The sequence below is a fragment of the Protofrankia coriariae genome (assembly GCF_001017755.1).
Taxonomy (GTDB): domain Bacteria; phylum Actinomycetota; class Actinomycetes; order Frankiales; family Frankiaceae; genus Protofrankia; species Protofrankia coriariae.
In genome coordinates, this window is sequence record NZ_JWIO01000017.1 from 86,081 (window position 1) to 111,048 (window position 24,968).

The following is a 24,968-nucleotide window of genomic DNA, read 5'->3' on the forward strand; positions in this document are numbered from 1 at the left end:
CGATCCCGGCTTGCGCAGCCACTGCTCGCTGTCGATGAAGGTGATCCCGTTGCCCTCGGTCGAGCTGTAGTACTCGTACAGGATCGACCCCCACCAGTTGATCATTTTCTGCTTCACCTCCACCGGGCAGGGCGCGGCGGCATGGATGGCAACCCGCAGGCTCGAGACGTCGTGGCGCAGACCTACCTCCTCCGGGAGCTTGAGCATCCGCACGAACATCGTCGGCACCCACTGGCTGTGCGTGATCCGCGCCGATTCAATGGTGCGCAGCGCCTGCTCGGCGTCGAACCTCGGCATCACGTGCACCGTGCCACCGATGGCGTGCACGACGCCGCCGAAGCGCAGTGGCGCGGCGTGGTACAGCGGCGCGGGCGAAAGGTACACGGTGTTCTCGTCAAACCCGTACATCCTGCTGAAGATCGCGGTGTAGGGGTCACCAGGCTCGTGCACCTGCCGGTCCGGCAGGGGTGGCTTGACACCCTTGGGGCGCCCGGTGGTGCCGGAGGAGTAGAGCATGTCCGCGCCGCGCGGCCGCTCGGGCAAGGGGTCGTCGCTTACCCCGGCCAGCGCCGAGACGTAGTCACCAAAACCGGTGACCCTGCCGCCGAAGGCGAGCTTCACGATCAGCTCGGGTGCCCGCTGCGCGACCGCCTCGGCCAGTTCGTGCTTGCCCGCCGAAACGATGAGTGCCCTGGCGTCGCAGTCGTTGACGATGTAGGCGGCCTCTTCCGGCGAGAGGTGGTGATTGACCGCTGTGATGTAGGGCCCTGAACGCAGCGCCGCCCAGTAGGCCTCGAAGCACTCCGGGGCGTTCTCGGCGAGTACGGCCACCGTCTCGCCGCGGCGCAGGCCAGCGTCGTACAGGTAGCGCGCGAGGCGGGCGGAATGGCTCTCCCACTCGCGGTACGTGAGCGTACGTTCCGTGCCGACCATTACCACCGCCGGCTTGTCGGGTTTTCCGGCTGCGTGCGTTCCTGGATACATGAGCGCTCCGGCTGTGGAGGGATTGTCAGGACAGGACGGGCCGCGCGTACCCGGCACACCTGGTTCTCATCGGACGGCTGAGCTGGGACAAGGGCATCCGCATCCCCTCCAGCGGCACCAGCGCCGACCGGGAGTATTCGGTGTTCACGTTGTTGGGAGCAGTCAGGCCGGGCAACGCACCGGGAACGAATCCGGCCTTTCCGCGCATCGGGTCGCATCTCTCGCCGGGAGACTGTTGCTCTCTCCAACGAGGGAGTATTCACTGCGTCGCCGACCCGGACAACAGCAGGATCCGGACGGAATTCTCGGGAGCGGTTCGACCGGACAACACGAAGGGTCCCGTCTTTTATTCGCCAGGTCACATCTCCCGTTCGGGGGACATTTACTCCCTCCAACGAGGTAACATCCGCCGCACCGACACCGGCGGCCCGGACAGCAGGTTATGGATATGGACAGAATATGGCGGGACCGGACCTTGGTTTTGTGCTCGGCCTATGCCCCGCCGAGCGTCCAGCGCCGGACGCCTGCGTCAGTCGAGGAGGCTCATCGTGCCCACCAAGGACATCGGGTGTCAGGGGAGGAACCGCAGACCAACGATCGACGGCCGCGTACACCAGCGGTCGATTTCCGATCAGACGCTGAGCGAGGTGCTCACGATCATCGGCAGAGCCCAGGAGCTGCTCCGTTCCCAGCGCCTGTCCGACGCCGCCGAGATCGACGATTTACCCACCGCCAGCATCGCCCTGGACGCCATCTGGCGCGGTGTACGCACGGCCGCGGCCGGTGACCGCGCCATAGCCGACCGTCTGGCCGGCGCCGACGACCTGCTATCACTGGCCATCCAGCTGAAGAACGTCTACGACGACGTGCGTGAGGAACGCGCCCAGTACCACTCAGGCATGCTGCGCAACGCACAGAATGCCCTCAGCCGATTACGCCAGACGGCGTCGGTGCCCGAACTCATCGAGTCCGCCCCGAGCATCGTGTGCACGATGGGCTTCGACCGGGCGATCCTGTCCCGCATCCACCATTCACTGTGGATGGCGGAAGCGCTGCACGTCGAGGGGGACGGTCAGTGGGCACAGGTGATCCTGCAGGCCGGACGGGACAACCCGCAGAAGCTCGTGCCCAACCTGTTCGAAACTGAGATTGTACGGCGGAAACGACCGCTGACCGTCACCAACGTCCAGCGGGAGTCACGCGTACACCGGCCGATCGCCGAGGTCTCCCAGTGCCGGAGCTACGTCGCGGTGCCGATCATGTCCTCCGACCAGATGATCGGCTTCCTGCACGCCGACCGCTACTTCCACCGCGGCGGATTCACCGACTTCGACCAGGACGTCCTGACGTTCTTCGCCGAAGGCTTCGGCTATACCCTGGAACGCGCGATCCTCCTCGAACGGCTGACCCAGATGCGCACCGAGATGCTGCGCTACGCCGCGGGGCTGACCGCGTTGATCAACGACGATTTCGAGGAGCAGAGCGGGCTCGGCACACACGGTAAGGAGCACCGGCCCGCCCGCCCCGAACGACCGCCGGACGACGACCGCCGGACGACGGGCTCCCCCCTGACCAGGCGGGAGATCGACGTACTCAGGCTGATGGCCGCCGGTGACACGAACCACCAGATCGCCAGCAAACTGGTGATCACCGAGGGAACCGTAAAGTCCCACGTCAAACACATCCTGCGTAAACTGCTTGCGGCCAATCGTGCCGAAGCCGTGTCGATCTGGCTGAACGGCCAGCGGTAGCCACCGCGTTCTCGTAACGCCACCCGAACAGATCGGACACGGACGCACCCCCGATTTCTGCCCGACCGGCTCCGGCCATGCCCACATCCAGGGATTCCCGGCCGACAGTTCCCGCCGGGATCCGCGCTCTTTTCCGTCCCGTGAGGAGTTCTTACTTTGACCCAGACACCGCCACGTACGCAGGATCACATGTGGCACGATCTAGGAATACCGGAGGAGACGATCGCCCTCCGGAAACAGATACGTCAGGCCGTGGTCGAACGGGTCGCGCCCCACGCCCGCGACATCGGACAGCGTGAGGAAAGCGCGGAGAGCTTCCCGTGGAAGGCGTTTCGCGGACTCGCCGAGGCGGGCGCCTTCGCGGTCCCGTTCGGACCGGATTTCGGCCTGGGCCTGGAGTTCCCGCTGCTGGGCACATGCACCACGACCGAGGAGATCGCCTACCACAGCAGCAGCATGGCCGGCGTGTACGACGGGCAGTGCATCCTGGTACCCAAGGCGCTGTCCTTCGCCAGCGACGAACTGCGGGCCCGGCTGATCCCCGGTCTGGTTTCCGGTGAGCTGGTGTTCTCCTTCGCCACCACCGAGCCCGATGCCAGCAGCGACCTTTCCGCGGGCGCCCTGCGGACCACGGCGGAGGAGACCGCGGAAGGATTCGTCATCAACGGGCGCAAACGCTGGATCACCAACAGCCCGGTCGCGGACTGGGTGACCGTGCTCTGCCGCTCCGGCTCCGCCATGACCATGTTCGCCGTCGACCTGAAGAACAGCCCCGGCGTCCGCATCGGCAAACCGGACCTGAAGATGGGCCACCGCGGCCAGTTGACGGCGGACATCGCGTTCGACAACGTACTCGTGCCCAGGGACAACGTGCTGGGCGGAGTTGGCAGAGGCCTGTCGGTGGCGCTGGCGACACTCACCTACGGACGGATCGGCATCGCCGCCGCCGGTGTCGGTGTGGCGCAGGCCGCGCTGGATCTGGCGGTGGACCGGACGCGCAGCCGTCACCTGTTCGGCAAACCGCTCGGCGCCATGCAGCACTGGCAGTACCGGCTCGCGCAGCGGGCCACCGAGCTGGACTGCGCACGGACGCTGTACCAGAAGGCCGCGCTGCGGGTGGACCGCGGCGAACGGGTACCGGAACCCGAGGCGGCGATGGCCAAGGCATACGCCACCAGGCTTGCCGGTGACATGGCTCGCGACGCCATTCAGGTCTTCGGCGGCTACGGCTTCGCTCGTGAGATATCCGAGACCGGTGAAACCTTCCGGCTGGAGGAGCTCTACCGAGACGCCAAGGTCCTGGAAATCTTCGAGGGCGCCAACGAGGTACTGCTCTGGGTGGTCGCTCGCCAGCTCATCGGCAGGGACGTGACCGGATGAGCGACACACTCATGACATAGCGGACGTGGACCTGGCTACGGTGTCAGAAGGATCCGCTGGGCCGCGACCCGCACACCACGATGCCCGACCAGGGGCACCGTGGTGTGCGGGGAACGACGAGGCCAGGAGCCACCTGGGCACGGCGAACCGGACAGCTGGCTCCGAACACCCTCCCAACGGAAATCAGTCGTCAGTCGACGAGTTTCAGTGCCTCGGTCGGACAGGAGTCCACCGCGGCCTGGATCTCCTCACGGCGGGCGGGGTCGATTTCCTCGATCAGTATACGAAGGCTGCCGTCGCTCTGGACCTCGAACACGTCCTCGGCTATCGACTCACACATACCCAGGCCGGTGCACCTGCTGTGGTCGACCACAATACGCATGTCAGTCATCTCTCCGGTGTGAACTCGAACTTCATCCGCTTGATGCCGCGCATGAAGTTGGTGCCAAGATATTCCGGCTCGCTGGCGGTGAACTCGGGTATGCGGGTCAGGAGTTCGCGGAACAGCGCGCGCAGCATCGACTTCGCGAGCTGGTTCCCCAGGCAGAAATGTATGCCGCCGCCACCGAAACCTACATGCGGGTTGGGGTTGCGGCTCAGGTCGAAGCGGTCGGGATCCTCGAACACGTCGGTGTCCCAGTTGCCCGACGGGTAGAACAGCACGACCTTGTCGCCGGGGATGATCCGTTGGCCGCCGAGTTCGGTCTCCCGGACCGCGGTACGACGGAAGGTCATCACCGGTGAGGCGTACCGGACGAACTCCTCCGTGGCCCGGCCGATCCGGCCGTCGAAGTCCGCCAACAGCCAGTCCCGCTGATCGGGGAACCTGGTGAAGGCGAGCGCCGTGTGGCTGGAGGTGTGCTTGGTGGTGTCGGTGCCGGCCACCGCCATCAGCACGAAGAAGGAGCCGATCTCGAAGGCGTCCAGGGACTGCCCATCGACCTCGGCCCGCACGAGCGCGGTCATCAGGTCCTCGCCCGGATTCCGCTGGCGGTCGGCGATCAGCTGCTCGGCGACGTCGTGCAGGGTGGTGCACGCTTCGACCTGTACCTCGTCGGCCGAACGGTCGCCGAGGATCTCCGGATCGGCCCAGGCCACCACGTCCGCCGCGGCTTTGGCCACGGTGGGACGCAGCTCGGCGGGAACGCCGAAGATATCCCCGAACATGCGGACGGGAAGTTTCTCCGCGCATTCGGCGACGAAGTCGATGCTGCCCTTGTCCGCGATGGAGTCGACGATCTCGGCCGCCGCAATTCGAATCTTGTCGTCGATACGCCTGATCTGTTTCGGGGTGAACGCCGCGCTCACCAGCCTGCGCAGCTTGTCGTGCCTGGGCGGGTCCATCGCGAGAAACGACTGGGACATCTCCAGGAAGATCTCCGGCAGGAGATCGAACAGCACACCCTGACCAGAGATGAAGGTCTCGTGGTCCTTGCTCACCCGCACGATGTCGGCGTGCTTGACGACAGCCCAGTAGCCGGGGTCGTCCGGGTCGGGAGTCACCGCGTCCTCCACCGGACGCTGCCAGGACACCGGGCGCTGTTCGCGTAGTAACGCGAAGGTCTTCTCCCGCTGTTCGGAGGTCTGCTCCCAGAAGGATTTCGACGAGACGTCGATCTCGTCGAAATCAGGTTTGTGATCCGCAGTGGCCGGGATCATCTCGACGGTCATCGGATCCTCCAAAAGAATTGCAGTGGCTTGGCGGTGGCCTTTCCCGGCCCGGCGACGCCGGGCCTTCCGGGCGCCTTTGAGCCGCCCGTAACCGGGGGATCTGTCAGTCGACGTGACTGAGCAGGACGTCGTACGGCCTGCGGTCGCGGCGGCCGGAGAGATCGAGGTGGACGTTCTTGGTCTCGGTGTATTCGTCGAGCGCGTCCGGGCCGAGCTCCCGGCCAAGGCCGCTCTGCTTGTAGCCGCCGAAGGGCACCTGGCAGTTGATCTGGTGGGCGTCATTGATCCAGACGGAACCGGCCTCGATCTCGTTGGCGATGGCCAGCGCGCGGTCGTTGTCCCCGCTCCACAGCGAGGAGGCGAGCCCGTAGCTGGTGTCGTTGGCGATCGCGACCGCCTCCTCGTCGGCGCGGTAGGTGATCACTGACAGCACCGGACCGAAGATCTCCTCACGCGCGATGCGCATGTCGTTGCGGACCCCGGTGAAGATGGTCGGCTCGATCCAGTGCCCGCGCTCGAATCGTTCACCCGCGGGGACGCCGCCGCCGTGGGCCAGGGTCGCGCCCTGCTCGACCCCGGAGGCGATGTACTCGAGGATCCGGCTGTGCTGCCTGGCGGAGATGACCGGCCCGAGATCGGTCTCCCAGTCCCGGGTGTCGCCCAGCACGATGGTCTTCGCGCGTTCGACGAGCCGCTCGACGAACTCGTCGTGCAACGACTCCGGCAGCAGCAGCCGGGTACCGGACTCGCAGACCTGGCCCGAGTAGAGGAAACAGCCGTAGAGCACGCCGTCGACGGCGATCTCAAGGTCGGCGTCGTCGAGCACGATGGACGGTGACTTCCCACCGAGTTCCAGAGTGACCTTCTTGACCGTGCCCGCCGCGAGCCGCATGATCTCGCGGCCGACCTCGGTGGAGCCGGTGAAGGCGATCTTACCGACGTCCGGATGGGATGCCAGCCGCGCCCCCGCCTCGGGGCCGGGCCCCGGCACCACGTTCAGCACACCCGGCGGCAGGCCGCACTCCTCGGCGATCCGGGCGAACTCCAACGTGGACAACGGGGTCTTCTCGTCCGGCTTGACCACGACGCTGTTGCCCGCGGCCAGCGCGGGGGCGATCTTCCACAGCGCCAGCAGCAACGGGAAGTTCCACGGCGCGATCGCGCCGACCACCCCGATGGGTTCCTTGCGCACCGTGCTCTGCGCGAGCGTCGGGAAGGTCGCCCGCGGGGCCGGCCGCTCGAAGGCGTATCGCTCGGCCAGGTCGGCGAAGTACTCCAGGTGCGGCGCGACGTAGCCGATGTGGAAGCCGGTGGCCTGCCGGATCGTGGCACCGTTGGCCATGATCTCCAGCTCGACCAGTTCGTCGAGGCGGTCACCGACCTTCGCCGCGACGGCCCGCAGCAGGCGGGCCCGCTCGGCCGGGGCCGCCTGCGACCACGAGCCCTCCCGGAAGGCGGCACGGGCGGCCTCGACCGCCCGGTCGATGTGTGCCGCGCCGCCGCTGGCCGCGGTCGCGACAAGCTCGTCGTTCTGCGGGTCGCGGATCTCCAGCAGGTCGGCGGACTCGACCCACTCCCCACCGATCAGCATGGGAAAGTTACGCACCGCGGTCGTGGTCATCGTGTGCTCAGCTCCTCGGATCCAGAACGATCTCGGCGGTCCCGTCGGCTTTGTCATCGCAGGCTCCCGCCTTTCCGCGCTCAGGAGATCGCCGCGTCCTTGTCCTTGACAAGATCGCGGTAGACGGGGAAAAGCGGCTTGGTGAGCGGCACCAACTTGAGGATCTTGCTGACCGGCCCCTTGGCCCTGACCTGTCCCTTGGCCAGGCCGACGGCCAGGTTGTACTCCCCGCGCCAGAACTGGTTCGCGATGTCGGCCCGCATGACCAGCGTGATGTCCGGCGTCAGGTCGGTCTCGCCGGGCTCGGCGCGTACCGGGTCCTGGAAGGCGACAGTCAGCACACAGTCCGGATCCGAGTACTCGACCCGCAGGACGATGTTCGCCGCCTTGATCCTGTCGCCGACCTCGGGATGGTCGCCGGCCAGCCGGAACATCTCGCCGATGTACTTGTCCACTTCGGCGGCGTCGGCGAAGAAAGCCATGATCTCTTCTCCTGTCGGATGCGGGGAAGGACGCCTGGAATCAGCGGCCCGTATCGTGTACCAGTGCACAGAAGCTATTGCGGCCCGGCGTGCGTCTCATCGCTCGTGCGGGGTGTTTCGATCCCTCGATAGGAATACTTCGCCCGGTACCGCGCCACGGCCGGCTGTTACTTTCGTTACGCGGCGGAGGAAAGGAACGGCAATGGCGACTTCACCCCGGCACCGCGACACCCCGGCCGCGCGGTCACGGCCGCGTCCCGACCGCGCCAGCGGGAGCCACCGGCAGGCGACGACGGAAAACACCGTGACGGGCAGCACCGCGACGAACAGCCCCGTGACACCGACGGGTGGGGACACCGCGAGACGTGCCACAGCCGGTCGGTCCGGTGGCTTCCCGGCACTGCTCGGCGTGGCTGTCGTGTGCTGGCTGGTGGTGGGATTCACCACGCTGTGGGCCGGGATGGACGCGTTGGCCAGCGACCCCGACCAGCGCGCCGCGCGGGACCTGAGCGACCAGCTCGGCGAGGGCACGGTTCGCACAGCCGAGCAGGTGCGGCCGCAGGACCTGCTCGCGCTGGGGGTGGGCATCGCCGTCCTGGCCGCGCTCGTGGCGCTGCTGCTGCGCATACGGTGGGCCCAGCAGGTGCTGCAGGTGCTGGCCGTCGTGGCGGTTGTCGTACTGGCCACCGGCGCTCACTGGGAGGCCGTGCTGGTCTTCTTCGCGTTCGTGGTCGGCGCGATCATGCTACTCGCCGAATCGACACGAAATCACCTGCGGAAGCGCTAGCGGTGGGGCCGTCACCCACCCGGCGACCCCACCGCAAACCCCTCCCTGCCGCCGCGTCGTTCCGCTGCCGTACCGTTCCGGCGGGACACGCCTTCCGTAAATCACGTTCCCGCCCGGCACGGCCGCTCCCGCCCGGCCGCGGGCGTTTCCCGACCCCGCTCGGCGCGGGCGTCCCCGCTCGACCGGCCTGCGTTTTCCCGATATCTCCGAAAAGCGTTTCCCGGATCGGGTACGGGATACCCGCCCGCGGCCGTGCGGGGATTCTCAGAACAGCAGGAGGAGATTCGTCAGCGCCAGGAGCACCCCGACCACCTGGCAGGCGACCGCGCCGCGGCGGGCCACCCGCACCCGGCGTTCCCGGTTGTCGTCGAACGGCCGGACGGGGACGAGAACTTCGGCGTTGTGACGACCCCACCACCCGACCGCGAACACGATCAGGCCGAGGCCGACCTGGACGATGACGGAGATCACCATCGTGGGCCCGTGGCCGGGCCCCGCTCCCGCCGCCGGTTCATCAGCCGCCTGCCGGTGGCGCGGAGGACTGCGTGGCCGGAACAGAGGCGCTGGTGGCGTTGTCGGTCTGTGGCGGCGAGTCCGGATCCGCGGGGCGGTAGCCGTCGGCGTATCTGACATGGGCCTTCCGGATCGCGCCGGCCATCCAGTCCCGCCAGATGGTGAGCTGGCGCTCCATCTGCAGCTGCTGGCGCAGGTCGTCCTTGATCTGGTCGAACACGGCCGGGGCCGGTGGCAGGATCTGGATCACCTTGCCGACGTTCCAGCCGTACTGGGTCTGGACCGGGCCGAACACGCCACCGACCGGGGCGGCGAACGCCACCGGGGCGTACGCGGCGTCGAGCTGGCTCGCGCCGACGGCGCCGAGCGCACCCCCGTTGTCCTTGGTGCTCCCGTCCAGGCTGCGCTGCTGCGCGAGCTGCTCGAACGGCGTGCCGGCGGCGGCGTCCCGCACGATCTGGTCGGCCTCGGCCTGCGACGACACGACGATGTTGCGCAGGTCGCGGCGTTCCGGGGTGGCGAGCTCGTCCTTGTGCTGGTCGAACTGGGTGCGCAGCTCGCTGTCGGAGATCTCGGGAGTACCGGCGATGCGCTCGAAGAGCTGGTTGATGGCAAGCTGGCGCTTCATCTCCGTGAGCACCGCCTGCTCGTTGGTGCCGACGGTGCCGAGCGCCTGGATGAACTGGTCCCTGGCGCCGCTGCCGTCGCCGTACTGCTGCTCGATGAACCGGCTCAGGGCGTCCTGCGCCGCCTTGTCCGCGATCACGATCTTCGCGTCGGTGGCGGCGTGGTCGAGGATGATGCCGACCGCGTAGGACTTGGCGACATCGCGGCGGAAGGTGTCGAGCTTGGCGGGGTCGTCGGCCGGCGCCTGGATCCCGTAGAGGGCACGCAGCGTCTCGGCCCGACGGTCGAGCTCGTCGACGCTGACGTCCTGGCCGGCGACCCGGAAGGCGACACCGTCGGGCAGCGCGCCGGCCGCGTGCCACAGGTAGCCGCCCACCCCACCGCCGAGCAGCACGACCAGGACGGCCGCCAGCACGATGCGCCCCCGTAACGAGCGGGGCGGACGGATCTGGCGGACCCGCCCGATGACGCGGCGCGGGCGTGAGCGCTCATCGGTGTCCGCGCCGGTGTCCGAACCGTCGTCCGCGGCGGGCTCGTCGGCGTTCTTCCCGCCGGCTGGCTCGTCGGCGTCCCTGTCCCCGCCGCCCTTCGCGCGGGGCTTCTCCCCGGCGGGCTCGTCCTCGTCGGATTCGCCCTCCGGACGAGCGTCCCCGGCGGGCCTGTCCTCGCCGGGCCCGTCCGCCGCGCGTTTGTCGCTGACGGGCTCACTTTCCGTAAGGTCGTTCCCGGCGGGTTCGTCCCTGGCGGGCTCGGCCGTCGCAAGCTTGCCCTTGGCCGGTTCGCCCCCGGCGGATTCACTCTCCGTACTGTCGTCCTCCGTACTGTCGTCCCCCGCGGGCTTGTCCTCAGCCCGCTTGTCCTCGGCCTGCCTGTCCCTGACCGGCTCGCCCGCGACAAGCTTGTCCACCGCCGGCTTGTCCACTGCCGGCTTGGTCACCGCGGGCTTGGCCTCGGCCGACCTGTCCTTGGCAGGTTCGTCCCCGACGGGTTCACCCTCCGTATTGTCGCCCCCGACAGATCCGCCCTTGCCGGGCTTGCTCTCGGCGGATCCGTTGCTGGCCGGTGCGTCTGTGGCGAGCGGACCCCTGGCGGGTTCGTCCCTGGCCGGCTCGCCGCCACCCCTCCCGGTGCTTCCGGCGGCCGGGACGCCTCCGTCCTCGGCTAATGCGTCCGGCTCGACATCGGTGTCGGCTTCGGCAGGCATCTACTTCACTCCAACCAACTCGTGCGCTACTGGGCGTGGCCCGGGTTCGGGCCGCACCCTGGAGGATCGCGGATGCGCCACCGCCACGACTACCCCTGCGGCGGCAAGCGCGAGACCCACCGCACCGGCGAGCAGCACTCCAAACTGCCGGATCACGGCCAGATCAGAGGCGGCGAGGACGAGATAGCCGACCGCCGAAGTAGTCGCCGCCAGTAGCACCGGGGTGCGCAGCGCGCGTCCACCCCGGCGGGCCGCCTCGCTCAGCAGCACGGTGAACTCGCATCCCACCGCGGCGGTCAGCGAGCCCAGGCCCACGGTGATCGGGCTGAGCGGGATACCGAGCACCCACAGCAGGAACAGCCCGGCGCCGGTCGCCAGCGCCGCGGCCGCCAGCGCCCGCAGGGCGTCGCCGCGACGGCGCAACCCCACCGCGAGCACGGCCGCCGCCGCGGAGATCCCGAGCAGGTTGCCGAGTGTCCGCTCGGAGGAGAGCATTTCCTGGCCCCGCACCGCCACCATGGACAGCCCGGCGATCTCCACCTGGAATCCCGACGGCGGGACGAGGACGCGGCCGATGTCGTCCCGCAACGCCCGCAGCGCGTCGAGGTCGTCCATGCGGACCCCGAAGACCATGGTGGCGACCTGGTGGTCGCCCCGGATCACCGAACCGGCCAGATACGGCGGCAGCAGCCGCAGCGCCGCCCCAATCTGCTCGGCGGTGCTGTCCGGCCCGAGGAACTGCAGCAGCGTGGGCGGTGAGACCACCGGGCGCAGCTGGTCACCGTGGTCGGCGATGAGGCGCTGCTGGGTGACGCGCATCCACTCCACCGCCGCCGGGCTGGTGACGTCCACCCCGCGCAGCACCACGGAGAGCTCCCCGGAGGAGCCGACGACGCTCTCGACGTGCTGCGCGTCCTTCAGCGTGGACGCGCCGGCCGCGAGCGACTCGAAGTCGCTGTCGAGCCGCAGGCCCGGCAGCGCCGCCCAGCCGGCCGCGGCGACGACCACGGCCACCGCCACGGCCAGCCCCGTCCCGCGGCGGCGCGCCCGGGACGGCTGGTGCGCCGGAACGGACTCGGCCGCTGCCGGCTCGTCGGCACGGGCGGAGCCGGCGGGTACGGCCGGCAGGAGCGCGCCGAGACCGGCGGAGACGAGCACACCGATCGACAGCGTCAGGCCGAGATCGCGTACGAACGGCAGCGGCGAGAGGAGCAACGTCGCGAAACTCGCCGAGGTGGCGGCGGCGACGGTCAGCACGACCCGGCGCCGGGCGTTGCGGGTGAAGTAGGTCGGATAGTAGCTGCCGATCCCGAGCAGCACCGGCAGGAAGGCCACCACACCCAGGGACAGCGGCCTGCCCGCCCAGCCCAGGATCGCCAGCGTCAGACCGATCGCGACCAGCGTCGAGGCCAGCGGGAGCAGGCGGCGGCGCCGGCGCGTCCACGGCACGAACAGGAAACAGGCACCGATCAGGACGACGGCGATGCCGCCGAGGCGCGGGGCCTCGGAGCGAACCTGGTCGCTGACACCGGCCGCGAGCACCGGCACCCCGGACACCGTCACCCGCGCACCGTCGAGGCCCGCGCCGCGCACGGTGCCGCGCACCCGGTCGACCAGGCGCTGCGCGGCGCCGGCGTCGATGCCCTGGCGTGGGCGGACGAGCACCGCCACCGCGTTCTGCGAGGGCACCACGAACCGCCACTGGGGACGGGGCGCCTGGCCCTGGGCGAAGACCACCGACTGGACGAACCGCTCGTTGCCCAGCGTCGGCAGCCCGGCGGGCAGCCCCTGCACGACCAGCGGGCCGTAGCGCTGGTCGAACTGGGCGATCGCGCTGTCACCGGCCTCGCGGGCCTTCTGCTCGGTCGCGCCGGCGCCCCGCGCCGCGACCTCGGCGGTGGCTCGCACCGCGTCCCGGCGGCCGGAGAGCTCGGCGAGGAAGTCCTGCATCTGCCCGGCGATCTGGTTCAGCGTCGTGGCGGGCCCGTAGACCGCGGCGACGTCGCCGAGCCCGGTCAGCTGCCCTTCCAGGCGCAGCAGGCGGTGCAGATGGTCGCTGTCGAGCAGCAGCCGTGGCTGCGTGCTCTCCAGCAGGATCACGATCGGGTCGCCGCCGAACGAGGAGGCCAGCTCGTCGAGCTGCTCCACGGTGCGGTCGTGGGCCGGCAGGAACGAGCCGATCCCGGTCTCGACCCGGCTTCTCGCCAGGCCGCCGATGATGAAACCGGCGGCCAGCACAGCGGCGAGAACCGCGAGGAGGGCGGGTAATCGCCTCCTGATCATCGTGGGTCCGGCTGCACCCGCGGATACGGGTCGTTTCGGGGACCGGGGTTGGTGGACGCTCCCGCCGGCGGGAACGGGTTGGACTTGTTCAGCGGGCCGATGTTCGTGTTGAGCGGGAGGCCCTTGACCGACTGCTCGTTGAGGCCCAGGAAGATCCGCAGCGCCCGGCCGTTGGCGTCACCGGTGGCCGCCGACTGGCCGAAGTTGGTGAAGAACGCCACGATGTCGTGCCCGTAGGGCCGCAGGTAGGCCAGGGTCGGGTTGAGGTCGGCCAGGTCCACCCGCAGGCTCGGGATGAGCGCCGTGAGGTCGCCCGCGACGGGGGGCACCCGGGTGAGGGTGTCCGGCGCGGCGACCAGCACGCCATCCAGGGCGGGCAGCAGCCCGCGCAGGTCCGCCGAGGTCTGCGGGAGCTCGGTCAGCGCGGCCGAGAGGTCCGGCGCCGCGGCCTGGAGGTTCTGCGCGACCGGGGACAGTGCCGTGGCGACGTTGCGCAGCCCGGTGGTGGCGTTCCTGGTGGTGTCCAGCACGCCGGGCAGCTTACGCACGATCTCCTCCACCGGCGCGCGGTTGTCCGCGGTGGCCTGCGCGAGCAGGTTCGCGTCCTCGACGAGCTGGCCGATCTGCCCCTGACGGGTGTTGAGCGCGGCGAGCAGGGTGGCCGCCGAACTGGTCACCTGCTCAAGGTCCTTCGACTGCGCGGCCAGGGCGTCGAGCGCGGTCCGGCCCTCGCGGCCGAGGTCACCGAGGCCCTGCAGCGCCTGGGAGACGCTCTGCCTGCCGTCCTCGGTGGCCGCGCCAAGCGACCGCACGCTGCTCGCGAGCGAGGCGCGGGTGTCCGCGTCCAGGCTCGCCAGCACGTCGTCCAGCTCGGTGGCGGGCCGGCCCGCNCGGTGGCGGGCCGGCCCGCGCCGTCGGGCAGCCGGGCGCCGCTGGGCAGCGCCGGCCCGTCGCCGTCCGCGATCTCCAGGAAGGTCTCGTTGACGAGGGTCTTCTCCCGCACCTGCACGACGGCGCCCTGGTGCAGCGGGTAGGCGGAGTTCAGCCGCACCACGATGTCGGCGTTGTTGCCGTCCACGGAGAGCGTGTCCACCTTGCCGACCTTGACCCCGGCCACCATCACGTCGGAGTCGTTGACGAGGTTGGACACCCGGGCCATGTGCAGCCCGACCTGGTACCCCGAATCGGAGATCACCGGCAGCTTGCCGCCGGAGTTCACCCAGAGGTAGCCGAACGTCAGCGCGCAGAAGGTCATGAACACCAGCAGGAACGCCAGCCGGACGACCGGCATCACGGCGTGTGGGATCCGCATCGCGACCGTCTACCTCACCGTCGGAGTGGACAGGGACTTCAGGCCGGTGACCGGCAGCGAGCTGGGGGTGACCTCGAGCAGGGCGCGCAGGATCCCGCCGTTGGCGTCCGCCAGGCTCGTCATCGACCGGGTGTTGAGGATGAAGCCGCCGAGGTCGGGCAGGTACGACACGAGCGTGGCGGTGACCGGATCCAGCCGCCCGGTGCTTGCGGTCAGATCAGGCAGCGCCACGCCCAGCTGCCCGACATAGGGCCGCAGGTCCTTGACCACCGGGTCGGCCTTCTGCACGACCGGGCCGAGCTGGTCGAGGGTCTTGTCCAGCTGCCGCAGCGTGCCGTCGAGTCTGGTCAGCGAGCCGGGCAGGGACGACGAGGCGTTCCTGAGGTTGTCCAGCGTCGGATCCAGCTCGCCGCTGAGTGCCTGCACCGCCTCGGTGGCCAGCTTGAGCTGGTTGGTCAGATCGGGCAGCTGGGCGAGCGCGGAGTCGGCCGCCGAGCTGTGCTCCCCCACCGCGCCCAGCGTCGTCTGCAACGAGTCGGCGAGCGTGCGCAGCCGGCCGTCGTCACCGCCGATGGCCGTGGAGATCTGGCTGAGCGCGGTGACCAGCCGCTGGATGGTGTCCCGGCGGGTCTGCAACGAGGCGAGCACCGGCTGGAGCCTGGTCACCACCGTGTCGGTGGCGGTCAGCCCCTCGGGGAGCTGCTGTGGCGCGGAGGCCAGGGCCGCGTCGGACTCCTCCAGCAGGGAGGTCAGCGCGGAGCGGGCGTTGTCGTCGAGATGGCCGAGCACCTCGTCGATCTCGATCGGCCGCTGTGAGCTCGCCAGCAGCAGCGTGCCGCCCTTGGACAGCCGCTTGCCCTGCTGCGGGGAGCCGGGGCTCAGCTCGACGTACATCTCGTTGAGCGGGCTCTTCGGCCGCAGGACGACGCGGGCGTTGTCGTAGACCCGGTACTTCGGGTCGATGGCTAGCTCGAGCCGGGCGTGCCCGGCGTTGTCGACGCCCGCGCCCACGATCTCGCCGGCCGGCACTCCGGCGATGCGCACCTCCTGGCCGTGGCCGGGGCTGACCCCGGGGGTGCCGGCAAAGGTCGCGTAGAAGGTGAACTTGTTGTCCCAGGGCACGCTGAGCCGCTGCTTGCTGAGGATGATGCTGCCGGAGATCGCGGCCAGCGCGATCAGCACCGCCAGCGCCAGCACGTTGCGCCTGAGACCGGGCTCGGTCCCGATCCGCCCCCAGATCCGCCGGAGGCGCTGTACACGGCTGCTCATCGCGGCTGGGCTCCCTTCTGCAGCGCGACCCCGGTCTGGTTGGACAGTCCGACGAGCAGCTGCTCGAGGCTGATCGGCAGGCCGCCGACCGAGCCCACCCCGACACCGGGCTGCAGGGCGATCAGGGCCCCGTTGCGGTCGGAGAGCACCGAGGTGCGGGCGAGCGTGGTGGCCATGTATGCCAGCTCCTGGTACAGGGGTTTGTCCGAACTGGCCGCCGCGTACGGCCCGGTGCCGTGGTACGGCGCGAGCACGAACTGCTTGACCGGCCCGTTGAGCCGGTCGAGCACGGGGCCGCTGAGGTCGTCGAGCACGGTGGTGGCCTGCCGGCCGGCCGGCACGAGGTCCTGCACGAGCGGGCGGGCGTCGACCAGGACGCCGCGCAGCTGGTTGACCACGGGCCGCGCCTCGGCCAGCACGGGGTCCGCGGTCGTCAGCACGGTGTCCAGCTTGCGCACCACCGGCTGCGCCGGCCCGGCGGTGTCGCGCAGCTTCTCCAGCGTCGTCTTCAGCCGGGCCAGGCCCGCGTCGGTGGCGTCCAGGGTGGACGGCAGGCGGGAGACCGCGGTGGAGATGTCGGTCGTGCGCCTGGAGAGCACCGATGTGGTGGTGTTCAGGTCCGTGACGATGGCGTCGAGCTGGCCCTGCTTGTCGATGAGCTCGCGCGCGGTGGCCTGCAGGTTGGTCACCAGCCTGGGCAGGTCGGTGTCGGGTTTGCTGCCCAGTGCCGCGCCGGCCACCGCCGCGGCCGGGTCCAGGGTGTCCGGCGCGTGGGCCACGAGCTGGTCGATCGCCTCGCTTCCGCCGTTGCCCAGCGTCTCGTCGAGGTTGGCGGTCGTCTTGCGCAGACCGTCGAGCGCGGAGGGCTGCAGCGCGGCGACGATCTTGTCCAGTTCCACCGGCAGCTTGGTGCGCTCCACCGGGATGGTGCCGGTGAACCTGCCGGGCCGGCCGCCGGGGACCAGGTCGACGAAGTAGTTGCCGCCGAGCAGGGTGGTCGGGCGGATCACCGCGCTCGGCTCGGTCCCGAGCTTGCCGCGGATGTCGCCGTCCACCTTCACCGTGACCCGCGCGCCGCCGTTGTCGGTCTCCCTGACGCCGGTGACCACGCCGACCGGTACGAACGCCACCTTGACCTGGCTGCGGTAGGGCGCCAGCCGGTTGTCGGCGGTGAACTCGATGTCGAAGCTGTCCCCGGACCGCAGGGTGACGAGGATGCGGTTCTTGTTGAACAGCGCCAGGCCGGCCAGCAGCGAGACGACGATGAACAGCGCCCCGAGCCGCAGCGGCGTCACACGTAGGTGTCTTGTGATCGCGGCCATGTCAGCCCCTCACCGCCGGTTCCCGAGAACCGACGTGCTCTTGTCGCGGGCGGCCTGCCCAGGGACCGGGTAGGCGTTGCGGTTGGTGAGCGGATCCCGCAGCGGCAGGATGCCGCTGACCGTCTCGCTGCCGATGACCGGATAGATCCGTAGCCAGTGCCCGGCGGCGTCCCCGTCGGAGAGCGCGTCCGCCATGTAGGAGAAGAACAGCGACACCTCCGGCGCGTACGGCGCGGCGACCCCCAACGGCTGCCGGGCGTTGCCCAGGGCATCGACCAGCCGCGGTGCCAGCGGTTTCGCGTCGCTGAGGACCTTCGTCAGCTGGGGCACCACCGGGTCGGCCTGCCCCGCGACGCCGGGGACCTTCTCCAGCGGTGGCACGCCCTCGCGCAGCACACCCCGGACGTCCTCGGTGGCGTTGCCGAGCGCGACGGCGCCCGGTTGCAGCCCGGTCATCGCCTGGCCCGTCTGGGCCAGCGGCGCGCGCAGCTGGTCGAGTGCGCCACGGGCGTCGACCAGCGTCTGCGGGACCCTGTCCAGGGTGGCGCCGAGCGGGGCCTGGTCGTCGACGTCGAGCGCCTGAAGGGTTGTGCTGACCCGGTCGACCAGCTCGGCCAGCTGCTGCTGGTGCCCCTCGAACGACTGGGACAGGCTGTCGGCGGCGCGCAGCAGGTCGGTGAGGTCCGCGCCGTTGTTCACCGACAGCGCCCGGGAGACCGTGGCGAGGTCGGGCAGCTCCTGCGGCAGCGCGGCGGCGGCGTCCTTGAAGTCCTGGGAGTGGCCGCTCGCCCCGCCGCCGACCTCGCGCAGCGTCGAGCCCAGGGCGTCGCGGGTGGGCTGGTCGAGCACTCGCAGCACGTCGGAGAGCTCCTGGGCGTCCCCGGTCTTCGAGGCCGGGATGATCTCGTTACGACCCAGCTCCCCGGTGTCCGGCGTGCCCGGCCGGAAGTCCACGTACTTCTGTCCCAGGGCGGAGCGCGCGCTGACCGTGGCGGTCAGCGCCGACGCGTCGCGGTATATCTTGCGCCCCTTGTCGAATCTCAGGGTGACCAGCGGCTGGCCGTCGACGATGCGGACGTCCTTGACCTGCCCGACCCGGACGCCGGCGATGCGGACGTCGTCGCCATTGCGCAGCGAGCCGACCTCGTCGAAGGCCGCCTTCACGCTGCGCCCGCTCGTTCCGGGCAGGCCACCGCTGGCGGTGAGCGCGATGTAGATCGAGATGGCGAACGCCACCACCAGCCCGATGCCGATCAGGAGCGAACGCTGGCGTGCCCAGCCGTTTGCCGTCCCGCCTGCCATCAGCTGCCTCCGAGCAGGAAGCCGAGCATGCCACTCTCCTGTTGCTGGTTGAGCCCGGTGACACCGCCGTCCGCGGTCGGCGCGGGGGCAAGCAGGCCGCTGAGAAGGCCGGTGACGCCACCCGTCTGCCCCGCCGGGCCGCCGCCCGGCTGCTGGGGCCCGGTCACTGCCTGGTCGAACGGCTGGCCACTGGGATTCTTGGTCAGAGGCAGCGGTGAGCCACCGACGCCGAGGTTGGAACCGAGCCCGGGAACCAGGCCGGTGAGAATCTCCGGGGTGACCACGACCATTCCGCGGAAGTAGTGCGACACCCCGTCCGAGCCGTTGGTGGCCAGCGCCCAGTACTTGATGAAGTTGAAGACGTTGACGATGTTGTCGCTCAGCTCGCCGACGAGCGGCCTGAGCGACGAGGCGACCGCCACCGTGTCCGGCCCGCTGGGGCGCAGCGTGCTGACCACCGGCCTGGCCTCGTCGAGCAGTGCCTGTGCTTTCTGCAGCACCGGGTTCAGGCTCGCCAGCGCGGGATCGGCCGAGGCGGCGAACCGGTCGAGCTCGGCGCTTATCTGACTGAGGTTGTCGGTGGTGGGACGGATCGCCTTCAGGGTCGGCACGGTGGCCCCCGCCGTCGAGGTCAGCTCGGCGAGCGTGGCCCGCGCGCTGCTCAGGGTGGCCGGTAGCTCGGCGAGGGTCCGCTCGAGCACCTGCTGCCTGGCCGCCGTGGTGCCCAGCAGCCGCTGGGTGGAGGAGACCAGGTTGTCGAGGGTCCTGCCGTCGTCGCGCGCGAGCGCGTCCGCGACCGGCTCGACGTTGTCCACCAGGTTGTTCAGCAGGGTGTTCTGCTCGTCGAGCACCTTCGCCAGGGAGTCGGTGTCGCGCATCGCCGGCGCGAGCGCCCGGACGGTGTCGTCGATGTTGCCGCCGTTGCCCTGCAGGCCCTCGCCGAGCACGGTCACCAGCGCGGCCAGGGACTCGCCGGTCGGCTCGTCGACGGTGTTGAGCACCTCGTCGAGGTCGGTGTTCCGCCCGGTCTGCGTGGCCGGGATCACGCCTCCGCGCGGCAGCGCGGGCGCGGCCGGGCTGCCCTGGTCGAGCTCCAGGAAGCGCTCGCCGAGCAGGCTGAGCGGACGTACGGTCAGGCGGGCGTCGGTGTGCAGCGGCATCGCGGCCGGGTCGAGCTCCATCGTCACGTCCGCGTGGCCGTCCGAGTCCACCCGCATGCCCGCGATCCGGCCGACCTTGACGCCTTTCAGCTTGACCTCGTTGCCCACCAGCAGCGGGCTGGCGTCGGCGAACTTCGCGTGCACCACCCAGCTGGACGGGCTGCCGTTCGCCACCAGCCCGGTGGTCGTGGCGGCGGTGGCCAGCAGCGCCACCAGCGCGACCCCGACCAGCCGCGGCAGCGACCCACGGCGGCGGCTCGGCGCCAGGTTCCTTCTTGTCAGGTTCGTCATCGAGCGCTGCTCCCGAAGGCGTCGGTCCAGGGCTGGTTCCCGATGGCGCCGGGCAACGGGTAGGGATCGTTGCGCAGACCAGGCACAAGCACGCCCGGGTTGTGGTTGACGCTGGTGGCGCCGGCCTGGATGTGGCCTCGCGCATAGTGGCCGTTGGCGTCGTAGTTGGCGAAGGCCGACCCCCACTGGCCGAGGAAGGACACCGCCTCCGGCGTGTACGGGCGCAGGAAGGCGAACGCCGGCTGCAGGTAGTCCAGCGCGGCGGTGGTCCCGGGCACGGCCGCGTGCGCCTGGTCGAGCAGCCCGGGTGTGATGTCCAGCAGCTCGTCCGCGGCCACCAGCGTCGGGCGCAGGTCGGCGATGACCGGGCGCAGGTCCGCGAGCAGCGGCCGGAGGTTGCGCGACACCGACGGCAGCTTCTCGGCCGCGGGGCGCAGGTCGTTCAGCAGTGGCACGGCCTTGTCCGCGACCCCGGGCACCACGGCCAGCGTGCTGTTCGCCTGGTCCAGCGTGCCGGGCAGTTTCTGCAACGACGTCGACAGCTGCTGGCGCTGCCCGGCCACCACCGAGGTCAGGTGCGTCAGGTCGTTGATGATGCCGCGCAGGTTGCCGTCACGGGCCGCGAGCGTGCTGGTCAACTGGTTCAGGGTGACGACCAGGTTCTTGATCGCCGGACCGTCGGTGCCGATCCCCTTGAGCACCTGGCCCACGGCGGACAGCGCGGGGCCGGCCGACTGCAGGGTGGCCCTGACGTCCTGCTCGTTGCCCTGCAGCGTGCCGTCGAGCTCACGTACCAGCGACGACAGGTGGGTGCGTGTCGTGGGATCGAGCGCGTTGAGGACCTGGTCCAGCTCGGTCGGCTGGTCCATCGTCCCCTCGAGCATTCCCCCGGACGGGATCCGCGGGTTGCTCGTCGGCCCGTCGTGGACCTCCACCAGCCGCTCCCCCAGCAACGCCTTCCAGGCAACGGAGACGGTCGCGCCGGAATGCAGCGGCGCATGGTCGGAGTCGAGGGTCAGCTCGAGATACGCCTTGCCGTCCTTGACCCTGATACCGGAGACGGACCCGGCCTCGAAGCCGTTCACCATCACCGAGCCACCCTTGACAATGTTGGTCGCCGACCCCAGCAGCACCCCGACCCGGTAGTCGTTGCCGAACAGCGTCCAACCGCTCGCGACCAGCACGACCACGGCGGCCAGCGCGACCAGCCCGATCCTTCTCATCCTCTGTCAGTCCATCCCCAGTGGCCCGGCCGATTCGCCGGACAGGAACTGCCGGACAAACGGGTTGTCGGAGTTGAATGCCTCTTCGGCCTCGCCGTAGTGCACGACCTTGCCCTTCCAGATCACACCCACGTAGTCGCTGACCTTGCGCGCCGTGCGGATGTCGTGGGTCACCAGCATGTAGGTACCCTTGTGCCGGCTGTGCATTTCCAGGATCAGGTCGTTGAGCAGGCTCGTGCGTACCGGGTCCAGACCGGAGTCCGGCTCGTCGAACAGCACGATGTCCGGGTTCAGCACCAGTGCCCGCGCGAAACCGGCGCGCTTGCGCATACCACCGGAGACCTCGCTCGGATATTTGGTCAGTGACTTCTCCAGGCCCACCTCGGTGAGCCTCTCCAGCACGATGTCGGAGATCTCGGACTCGGACATGTCGGTGTGCTTGCGCAGCGGGAAGGCCGTGTTGTCGTAGATGTTCATCGAACCGAACAGCGCGCCGTCCTGGAACAGCACGCCGAACCGCTTGCGTATTTCGTAGCGTTCGCGCTCGGAGATCTTCCAGATGTCCCTGCCGAAGATGAGGACCTCACCGGCGTCGGGCGCGAGCAGTCCGACAAGATGCTTGATCATAACGCTCTTGCCGGTACCGGACGGGCCGAGGATCGTGGTGATCGCGTCGTCCACGAAGTTCAGGTTCAGCCCCTGGAGCACGCGGAAGTCACCGAACGTCTTGTGCACGTTGCGTACTTCCATGCTGTGCACGCGGCCGTTGGTGTCCAACAGCCGCGGCTCGGGCAGGGTCATCCCCGGGATGATCTCGGCGGAATTCTGGGTGGGCACTTGTCCTCCTGACGGCTACCAGTCGGCGCTAGTTCGCGATCGGGGCGTTGGGGCTGAGCCCCCAGAAAAGCTGCGTGGTGAGCAGCCCAATGACATGGATCAACACCATGTTCAGCATCATCGATTTCGCGGTGTTCTTGCCGACCCCGACGGATCCACCGCTGGCGGTGTAGCCGTAGTAACAACTGACGAACACGATCGTCGTGCCCATCGACAACATCTTGATCATTGAGAAGAGAAAGTCGAGCGGATTCTGGTAGAGCCAGAAGATGTAGTTGTAGCCACCGGCGGACACCCCGCCCAGCTGCACGACGGTCACCAGGTACATCGATATGTACATGAGCCCGAGCCCGACCGTGAACAGGAACGGCATCGCTATCCAGGCGGCCATGATCCGGGTACCGACCAGATAGCTGCGCGACCTGACGCCCATGACCTCCATGGCGTCGATCTCGTCGGCGATCCGCATCGAACCGATCTCGGCGACCAGCCCGCAGCCGACCTTCGCCGCGAAGATGTAGCCGTACATGTACGGCGCCATCTCACGCAGCGAACAGTAGGCGTTGAAAATACCCGAGTACAGCGGGGCGCCGATCTGCTTGAGGGTGTAGCTGGCCTCCAGCCCGCACTGCATCCCCATGATGAACTGCATCGACCAGATGATCAGGCCGCTGGACAGGATCAGGATGCCGGCCTGGTGGAAGACCTCCGAGGCGTAGTGACGGATGTCGCCGAAGTCACGAATGGTCCGGGCAGAGAACTGGGCGATCTCGCCACCGGTGGTGACGGCCTGTTTCACCCCACGCTGCATACCGCCCAGCGTGATCACAGTATCCTGCGGCTTCGGCGCCGCGACCCGCGGCTGCCCGNGACCCGCGGCTGCCGGAGCCGGTCGAACTCGTCCACGGGCGTGGTCATGGCTTGTCCACTGGGGTGGTCATGGTCGCTCTCGGCCCTTACTTGAAGACCTGCATGTCGGGGTTGAGCCCGAGCAAGATGGTTGTGAAGACGTAGTTGAAGATCCAGATGGCGGCGAAGGAGATGACCACGGCCTGGTTGACCGCGCGTCCCACACCGATCGGCCCACCCTGGGTGCGCAGGCCCTTGTAGCAGCACACGACTCCGATGAGCAGGCCGAAGATCGTCGTTTTCGCGACGCTGGCCCACACGTCGGTGACGGTGGCATTGGCGAAGAAGTTCTCAAAGAACGCGCTGCTGTTGGCGCCGAGCACCCACACCGAGGCCATGTAACCGCCGAGCACACCGAACGCGAGCGCGACCAGGTCGAGCAGTCCGGTCATGAGCGTGATCGCCAGTACCCGTGGGACGATCAGGGTGCGGATGGGATCGACGCCGAGCACCTCCATCGCGTCGATCTCCTCACGGATCCGGCGCGCGCCGAGGTCCGCTGTCATCGCGGTGCCCATGACACCGGCGACCACCATCGCGTTGATCCACGGAGCGAACTCGCGGACGCTGGCCATGATGAAGAAGGAGCCGAGACGTTCGGGGATGCCGAAGAGCAGGAAGAGGTTGCCGCCCTGCAGGCCCGGCGCGCCGAAACCGAACGCCGTACAGGACACCATCATCGGTATCCAGCACAGCTTGAGGATCTCGAACATCTGGTCGCGCACTTCACCCCAGTAGCCGACAGGGTGGCGGATCGCGCTGCCGAAAACCTGCCCGGCCAGCTGCACCATCTCCCCGCCCTGCTGGAGCGGTCGCCGTATGGCGTCAACCCATTTCGGCGCCTTGTTCCTGCGCACCCGGCGGCGGCTGCCAGGAACCGACGGGGCGGTCACAGCCGGTACGCTCATGCGCGCTCACCCGCCGACCGCACGCCGACGCGGCCACCGCGGCCGCGGCCGGCGGCAGCGCCGCGACTGCTGACGCCACCATGCCTGGCGGCACCACCATGTCTGGCGGCACCACCGCGGCTGTTGGCGGCACCACGGTTGGCGGCACCGCTGTGGCTACCAGCGCCACCACGGCGGCCAGCGGCACTGTGGCTGTTACCGCCACTGCGGCCGCTGCCGGGCGACCGCCGCCGGGTAGCCACCGAGCCGGCCACGAACCCCACGATCACCGCGGCCGCGAGAGTCATCGAGATCTGCACCGGATTCCGTCCAGCCTGTGCCAGCAGTACCAGCGGAAGCACCAGCAGATAGGCGCCGACCGCGGCCAGCGCACCGTGCCGCCCACCATCGGTGGTCGTTCCCTGACGCAGAGCTGCCACCACGAAAGCGGCCGCGGCCGAGCCGGTGAGGACCAGCGCGCCAAGCGCCCCGGACACCGTCGCCACGGCGGGGGCAACGAGCCCGCCNNGCGGGGGCAACGAGCCCGCCGAGGACGAGCACGGTGAACCCGCGCGAACTCCCGCGCACCACGGCGACCATGTCCACGCCGTCGAGCCAGCCGCCCACCGGGGAACTTGTCATGCCCATGCCTCCTTTCGTCGACGCACCGAGTCGGCCGGCGATATGACTGCCGCACGCGGCGGACCGCGGGCGCGTCACGGTTCATCACGGCCGCCGTCCCGGCAAGCAGGTAATCCAGGGCGAAAAGCGGGCGCGAGCATTCACGCCCGCTCTGGCCAGGCTCACCAACCACCGGCGGAGATCCTCGGCGAGATGGCCGCGGACAATACCTGTCCCAGCACGCGTCCGAAGGTCTACCAGCACGGCAGCATCTCCTCCTGTGATGCCATCGCCGACCGGGATTGTTGCGGTATTCGCGTTGCCGGGAAAAGTTCGGCGAGGCAACGCGCCAGGAACGAACGGTACCGTTTTGTGTGCCGGATCACATCTCCCAGTGGGGGGGTAGTTGCCCCTCCAAAGAGAGGCTTTCCCCCGACGGCAACGAGCTCACGACGACAGGTGGGCCACCAGGTAGGTCATCGGATAGGCCATGGCCCACCCGGAGAACGGCTTTCCCGCCGGCGGCAGGCCC

Annotated in this window: 21 protein-coding genes and 1 pseudogene (1 of these 22 cut by a window edge); 3 read left to right on the forward strand and 19 right to left on the reverse strand. The window is 69.3% G+C overall.

Features of this window, described 5'->3' with window-relative positions; all coding sequences use genetic code 11:
• A protein-coding gene (locus FrCorBMG51_RS12515) for an acyl-CoA synthetase (RefSeq protein ID WP_047223240.1) crosses the window boundary here: on the reverse strand, window positions 1-984 show its 5' portion. 591 nt of this gene lie to the left of the window's left edge; the window shows 984 of its 1,575 coding nt (coding positions 1-984); the start codon lies at window positions 982-984; its stop codon lies beyond the left edge, outside the window.
• Window positions 985-1,532: 548 nt separating this feature from the next.
• Here FrCorBMG51_RS12515 and FrCorBMG51_RS12520 point away from each other — a divergent pair.
• Entirely contained in the window at window positions 1,533-2,735 is a 1,203-nt protein-coding gene (locus FrCorBMG51_RS12520; RefSeq protein WP_052914624.1) for a LuxR C-terminal-related transcriptional regulator, read from the forward strand.
• Between the two features lie 189 nt (window positions 2,736-2,924).
• Window positions 2,925-4,115, forward strand: a complete 1,191-nt coding sequence (locus FrCorBMG51_RS12525; RefSeq protein ID WP_047223241.1) for an acyl-CoA dehydrogenase family protein — start codon at window positions 2,925-2,927, stop codon at window positions 4,113-4,115.
• Between the two features lie 190 nt (window positions 4,116-4,305).
• Here the strand turns inward: FrCorBMG51_RS12525 and FrCorBMG51_RS12530 are convergent, their stop codons facing one another.
• The 4 genes from FrCorBMG51_RS12530 to FrCorBMG51_RS12545 all read right to left on the reverse strand — a co-directional run bounded on the left by FrCorBMG51_RS12530 (window position 4,306) and on the right by FrCorBMG51_RS12545 (window position 7,889).
• Complete coding sequence (locus FrCorBMG51_RS12530; RefSeq protein WP_047223242.1) at window positions 4,306-4,497, reverse strand: ferredoxin; 192 nt, start codon at window positions 4,495-4,497, stop codon at window positions 4,306-4,308.
• A gap of 5 nt (window positions 4,498-4,502) precedes the next feature.
• Window positions 4,503-5,786: a cytochrome P450 gene (locus FrCorBMG51_RS12535; protein WP_047223243.1), complete on the reverse strand. Its 1,284-nt coding sequence runs from the start codon at window positions 5,784-5,786 to the stop codon at window positions 4,503-4,505.
• A 103-nt stretch (window positions 5,787-5,889) separates the two neighbouring features.
• A complete protein-coding gene (locus FrCorBMG51_RS12540) occupies window positions 5,890-7,407 on the reverse strand; it encodes an aldehyde dehydrogenase family protein (RefSeq protein WP_047223244.1) in 1,518 nt (505 codons plus the stop codon).
• Between the two features lie 80 nt (window positions 7,408-7,487).
• Window positions 7,488-7,889 carry a hypothetical protein gene (locus tag FrCorBMG51_RS12545; RefSeq protein WP_047223245.1) on the reverse strand — a complete coding sequence of 134 codons (402 nt, stop codon included), beginning with the start codon at window positions 7,887-7,889 and terminating at the stop codon, window positions 7,488-7,490.
• A 202-nt stretch (window positions 7,890-8,091) separates the two neighbouring features.
• Here FrCorBMG51_RS12545 and FrCorBMG51_RS12550 point away from each other — a divergent pair, with 202 nt between their 5' ends.
• A complete protein-coding gene (locus FrCorBMG51_RS12550; protein WP_047223246.1) occupies window positions 8,092-8,676 on the forward strand; it encodes a hypothetical protein in 585 nt (194 codons plus the stop codon).
• A gap of 264 nt (window positions 8,677-8,940) precedes the next feature.
• Here FrCorBMG51_RS12550 and FrCorBMG51_RS12555 read toward each other — a convergent pair whose 3' ends face one another.
• From FrCorBMG51_RS12555 to FrCorBMG51_RS12615, 14 genes and pseudogenes are all read right to left on the reverse strand, one after another.
• Window positions 8,941-9,150, reverse strand: coding sequence for a hypothetical protein (locus FrCorBMG51_RS12555; protein ID WP_047223247.1), 210 nt, complete (start codon window positions 9,148-9,150; stop codon window positions 8,941-8,943).
• 40 nt (window positions 9,151-9,190) lie between these two features.
• Window positions 9,191-11,020: a peptidyl-prolyl cis-trans isomerase gene (locus FrCorBMG51_RS25200; RefSeq protein ID WP_052914625.1), complete on the reverse strand. Its 1,830-nt coding sequence runs from the start codon at window positions 11,018-11,020 to the stop codon at window positions 9,191-9,193.
• The gene (locus tag FrCorBMG51_RS12565) at window positions 11,021-13,303 is read right to left on the reverse strand and encodes an RND transporter family protein (RefSeq protein WP_047223248.1); all 2,283 of its coding nucleotides are present in this window, start codon (window positions 13,301-13,303) and stop codon (window positions 11,021-11,023) included.
• The gene (locus FrCorBMG51_RS34695) at window positions 13,300-14,163 is read right to left on the reverse strand and encodes an Mce/MlaD family protein (protein ID WP_476742152.1); all 864 of its coding nucleotides are present in this window, start codon (window positions 14,161-14,163) and stop codon (window positions 13,300-13,302) included. Before FrCorBMG51_RS34695 ends, FrCorBMG51_RS12565 begins: the two co-directional genes overlap by 4 nt.
• Before the next feature lie 104 nt (window positions 14,164-14,267).
• Window positions 14,268-14,615 (reverse strand): annotated as a pseudogene (locus tag FrCorBMG51_RS34700) (MlaD family protein); the annotation flags it as partial.
• Between the two features lie 9 nt (window positions 14,616-14,624).
• Window positions 14,625-15,884, reverse strand: a complete 1,260-nt coding sequence (locus FrCorBMG51_RS12575) for an MlaD family protein (protein ID WP_047223249.1) — start codon at window positions 15,882-15,884, stop codon at window positions 14,625-14,627.
• Window positions 15,881-17,206 carry an MlaD family protein gene (locus FrCorBMG51_RS12580; RefSeq protein ID WP_047223250.1) on the reverse strand — a complete coding sequence of 442 codons (1,326 nt, stop codon included), beginning with the start codon at window positions 17,204-17,206 and terminating at the stop codon, window positions 15,881-15,883. The genes FrCorBMG51_RS12575 and FrCorBMG51_RS12580 overlap by 4 nt, the downstream gene beginning before the upstream one ends.
• 9 nt (window positions 17,207-17,215) lie before the next feature.
• Complete coding sequence (locus FrCorBMG51_RS12585) at window positions 17,216-18,508, reverse strand: MlaD family protein (RefSeq protein ID WP_047223251.1); 1,293 nt, start codon at window positions 18,506-18,508, stop codon at window positions 17,216-17,218.
• Window positions 18,508-19,959 carry an MlaD family protein gene (locus FrCorBMG51_RS12590; RefSeq protein ID WP_047223252.1) on the reverse strand — a complete coding sequence of 484 codons (1,452 nt, stop codon included), beginning with the start codon at window positions 19,957-19,959 and terminating at the stop codon, window positions 18,508-18,510. Before FrCorBMG51_RS12590 ends, FrCorBMG51_RS12585 begins: the two co-directional genes overlap by 1 nt.
• Window positions 19,956-21,182 carry an MlaD family protein gene (locus FrCorBMG51_RS12595; RefSeq protein WP_047223253.1) on the reverse strand — a complete coding sequence of 409 codons (1,227 nt, stop codon included), beginning with the start codon at window positions 21,180-21,182 and terminating at the stop codon, window positions 19,956-19,958. Before FrCorBMG51_RS12595 ends, FrCorBMG51_RS12590 begins: the two co-directional genes overlap by 4 nt.
• Before the next feature lie 6 nt (window positions 21,183-21,188).
• Window positions 21,189-22,019 carry an ABC transporter ATP-binding protein gene (locus FrCorBMG51_RS12600; protein WP_200902426.1) on the reverse strand — a complete coding sequence of 277 codons (831 nt, stop codon included), beginning with the start codon at window positions 22,017-22,019 and terminating at the stop codon, window positions 21,189-21,191.
• A gap of 28 nt (window positions 22,020-22,047) precedes the next feature.
• A complete protein-coding gene (locus FrCorBMG51_RS12605; RefSeq protein ID WP_200902427.1) occupies window positions 22,048-22,848 on the reverse strand; it encodes an ABC transporter permease in 801 nt (266 codons plus the stop codon).
• Between the two features lie 127 nt (window positions 22,849-22,975).
• Window positions 22,976-23,836, reverse strand: coding sequence for an MlaE family ABC transporter permease (locus FrCorBMG51_RS12610; protein ID WP_086055425.1), 861 nt, complete (start codon window positions 23,834-23,836; stop codon window positions 22,976-22,978).
• Window positions 23,833-24,321, reverse strand: coding sequence for a hypothetical protein (locus FrCorBMG51_RS12615; RefSeq protein WP_047223254.1), 489 nt, complete (start codon window positions 24,319-24,321; stop codon window positions 23,833-23,835). Before FrCorBMG51_RS12615 ends, FrCorBMG51_RS12610 begins: the two co-directional genes overlap by 4 nt.
• Window positions 24,322-24,968: the final 647 nt, after the last annotated feature.

Bases quoted from the DNA above. Each gene is read 5' to 3' on its own strand.
- FrCorBMG51_RS12525 (WP_047223241.1), top strand. From the start codon at position 2,925: ATGTGGCACGATCTAGGAATACCGGAGGAGACGATCGCCCTCCGGAAA.
- FrCorBMG51_RS12530 (WP_047223242.1), bottom strand. From the start codon at position 4,497: ATGCGTATTGTGGTCGACCACAGCAGGTGCACCGGCCTGGGTATGTGT.
- FrCorBMG51_RS12535 (WP_047223243.1), bottom strand. From the start codon at position 5,786: ATGACCGTCGAGATGATCCCGGCCACTGCGGATCACAAACCTGATTTC.
- FrCorBMG51_RS12540 (WP_047223244.1), bottom strand. From the start codon at position 7,407: ATGACCACGACCGCGGTGCGTAACTTTCCCATGCTGATCGGTGGGGAG.
- FrCorBMG51_RS12545 (WP_047223245.1), bottom strand. From the start codon at position 7,889: ATGGCTTTCTTCGCCGACGCCGCCGAAGTGGACAAGTACATCGGCGAG.
- FrCorBMG51_RS12550 (WP_047223246.1), top strand. From the start codon at position 8,092: ATGGCGACTTCACCCCGGCACCGCGACACCCCGGCCGCGCGGTCACGG.
- FrCorBMG51_RS12555 (WP_047223247.1), bottom strand. From the start codon at position 9,150: ATGGTGATCTCCGTCATCGTCCAGGTCGGCCTCGGCCTGATCGTGTTC.
- FrCorBMG51_RS25200 (WP_052914625.1), bottom strand. From the start codon at position 11,020: ATGCCTGCCGAAGCCGACACCGATGTCGAGCCGGACGCATTAGCCGAG.
- FrCorBMG51_RS12565 (WP_047223248.1), bottom strand. From the start codon at position 13,303: ATGATCAGGAGGCGATTACCCGCCCTCCTCGCGGTTCTCGCCGCTGTG.
- FrCorBMG51_RS12575 (WP_047223249.1), bottom strand. From the start codon at position 15,884: ATGAGCAGCCGTGTACAGCGCCTCCGGCGGATCTGGGGGCGGATCGGG.
- FrCorBMG51_RS12580 (WP_047223250.1), bottom strand. From the start codon at position 17,206: ATGGCCGCGATCACAAGACACCTACGTGTGACGCCGCTGCGGCTCGGG.
- FrCorBMG51_RS12585 (WP_047223251.1), bottom strand. From the start codon at position 18,508: ATGGCAGGCGGGACGGCAAACGGCTGGGCACGCCAGCGTTCGCTCCTG.
- FrCorBMG51_RS12590 (WP_047223252.1), bottom strand. From the start codon at position 19,959: ATGACGAACCTGACAAGAAGGAACCTGGCGCCGAGCCGCCGCCGTGGG.
- FrCorBMG51_RS12595 (WP_047223253.1), bottom strand. From the start codon at position 21,182: ATGAGAAGGATCGGGCTGGTCGCGCTGGCCGCCGTGGTCGTGCTGGTC.
- FrCorBMG51_RS12610 (WP_086055425.1), bottom strand. From the start codon at position 23,836: ATGAGCGTACCGGCTGTGACCGCCCCGTCGGTTCCTGGCAGCCGCCGC.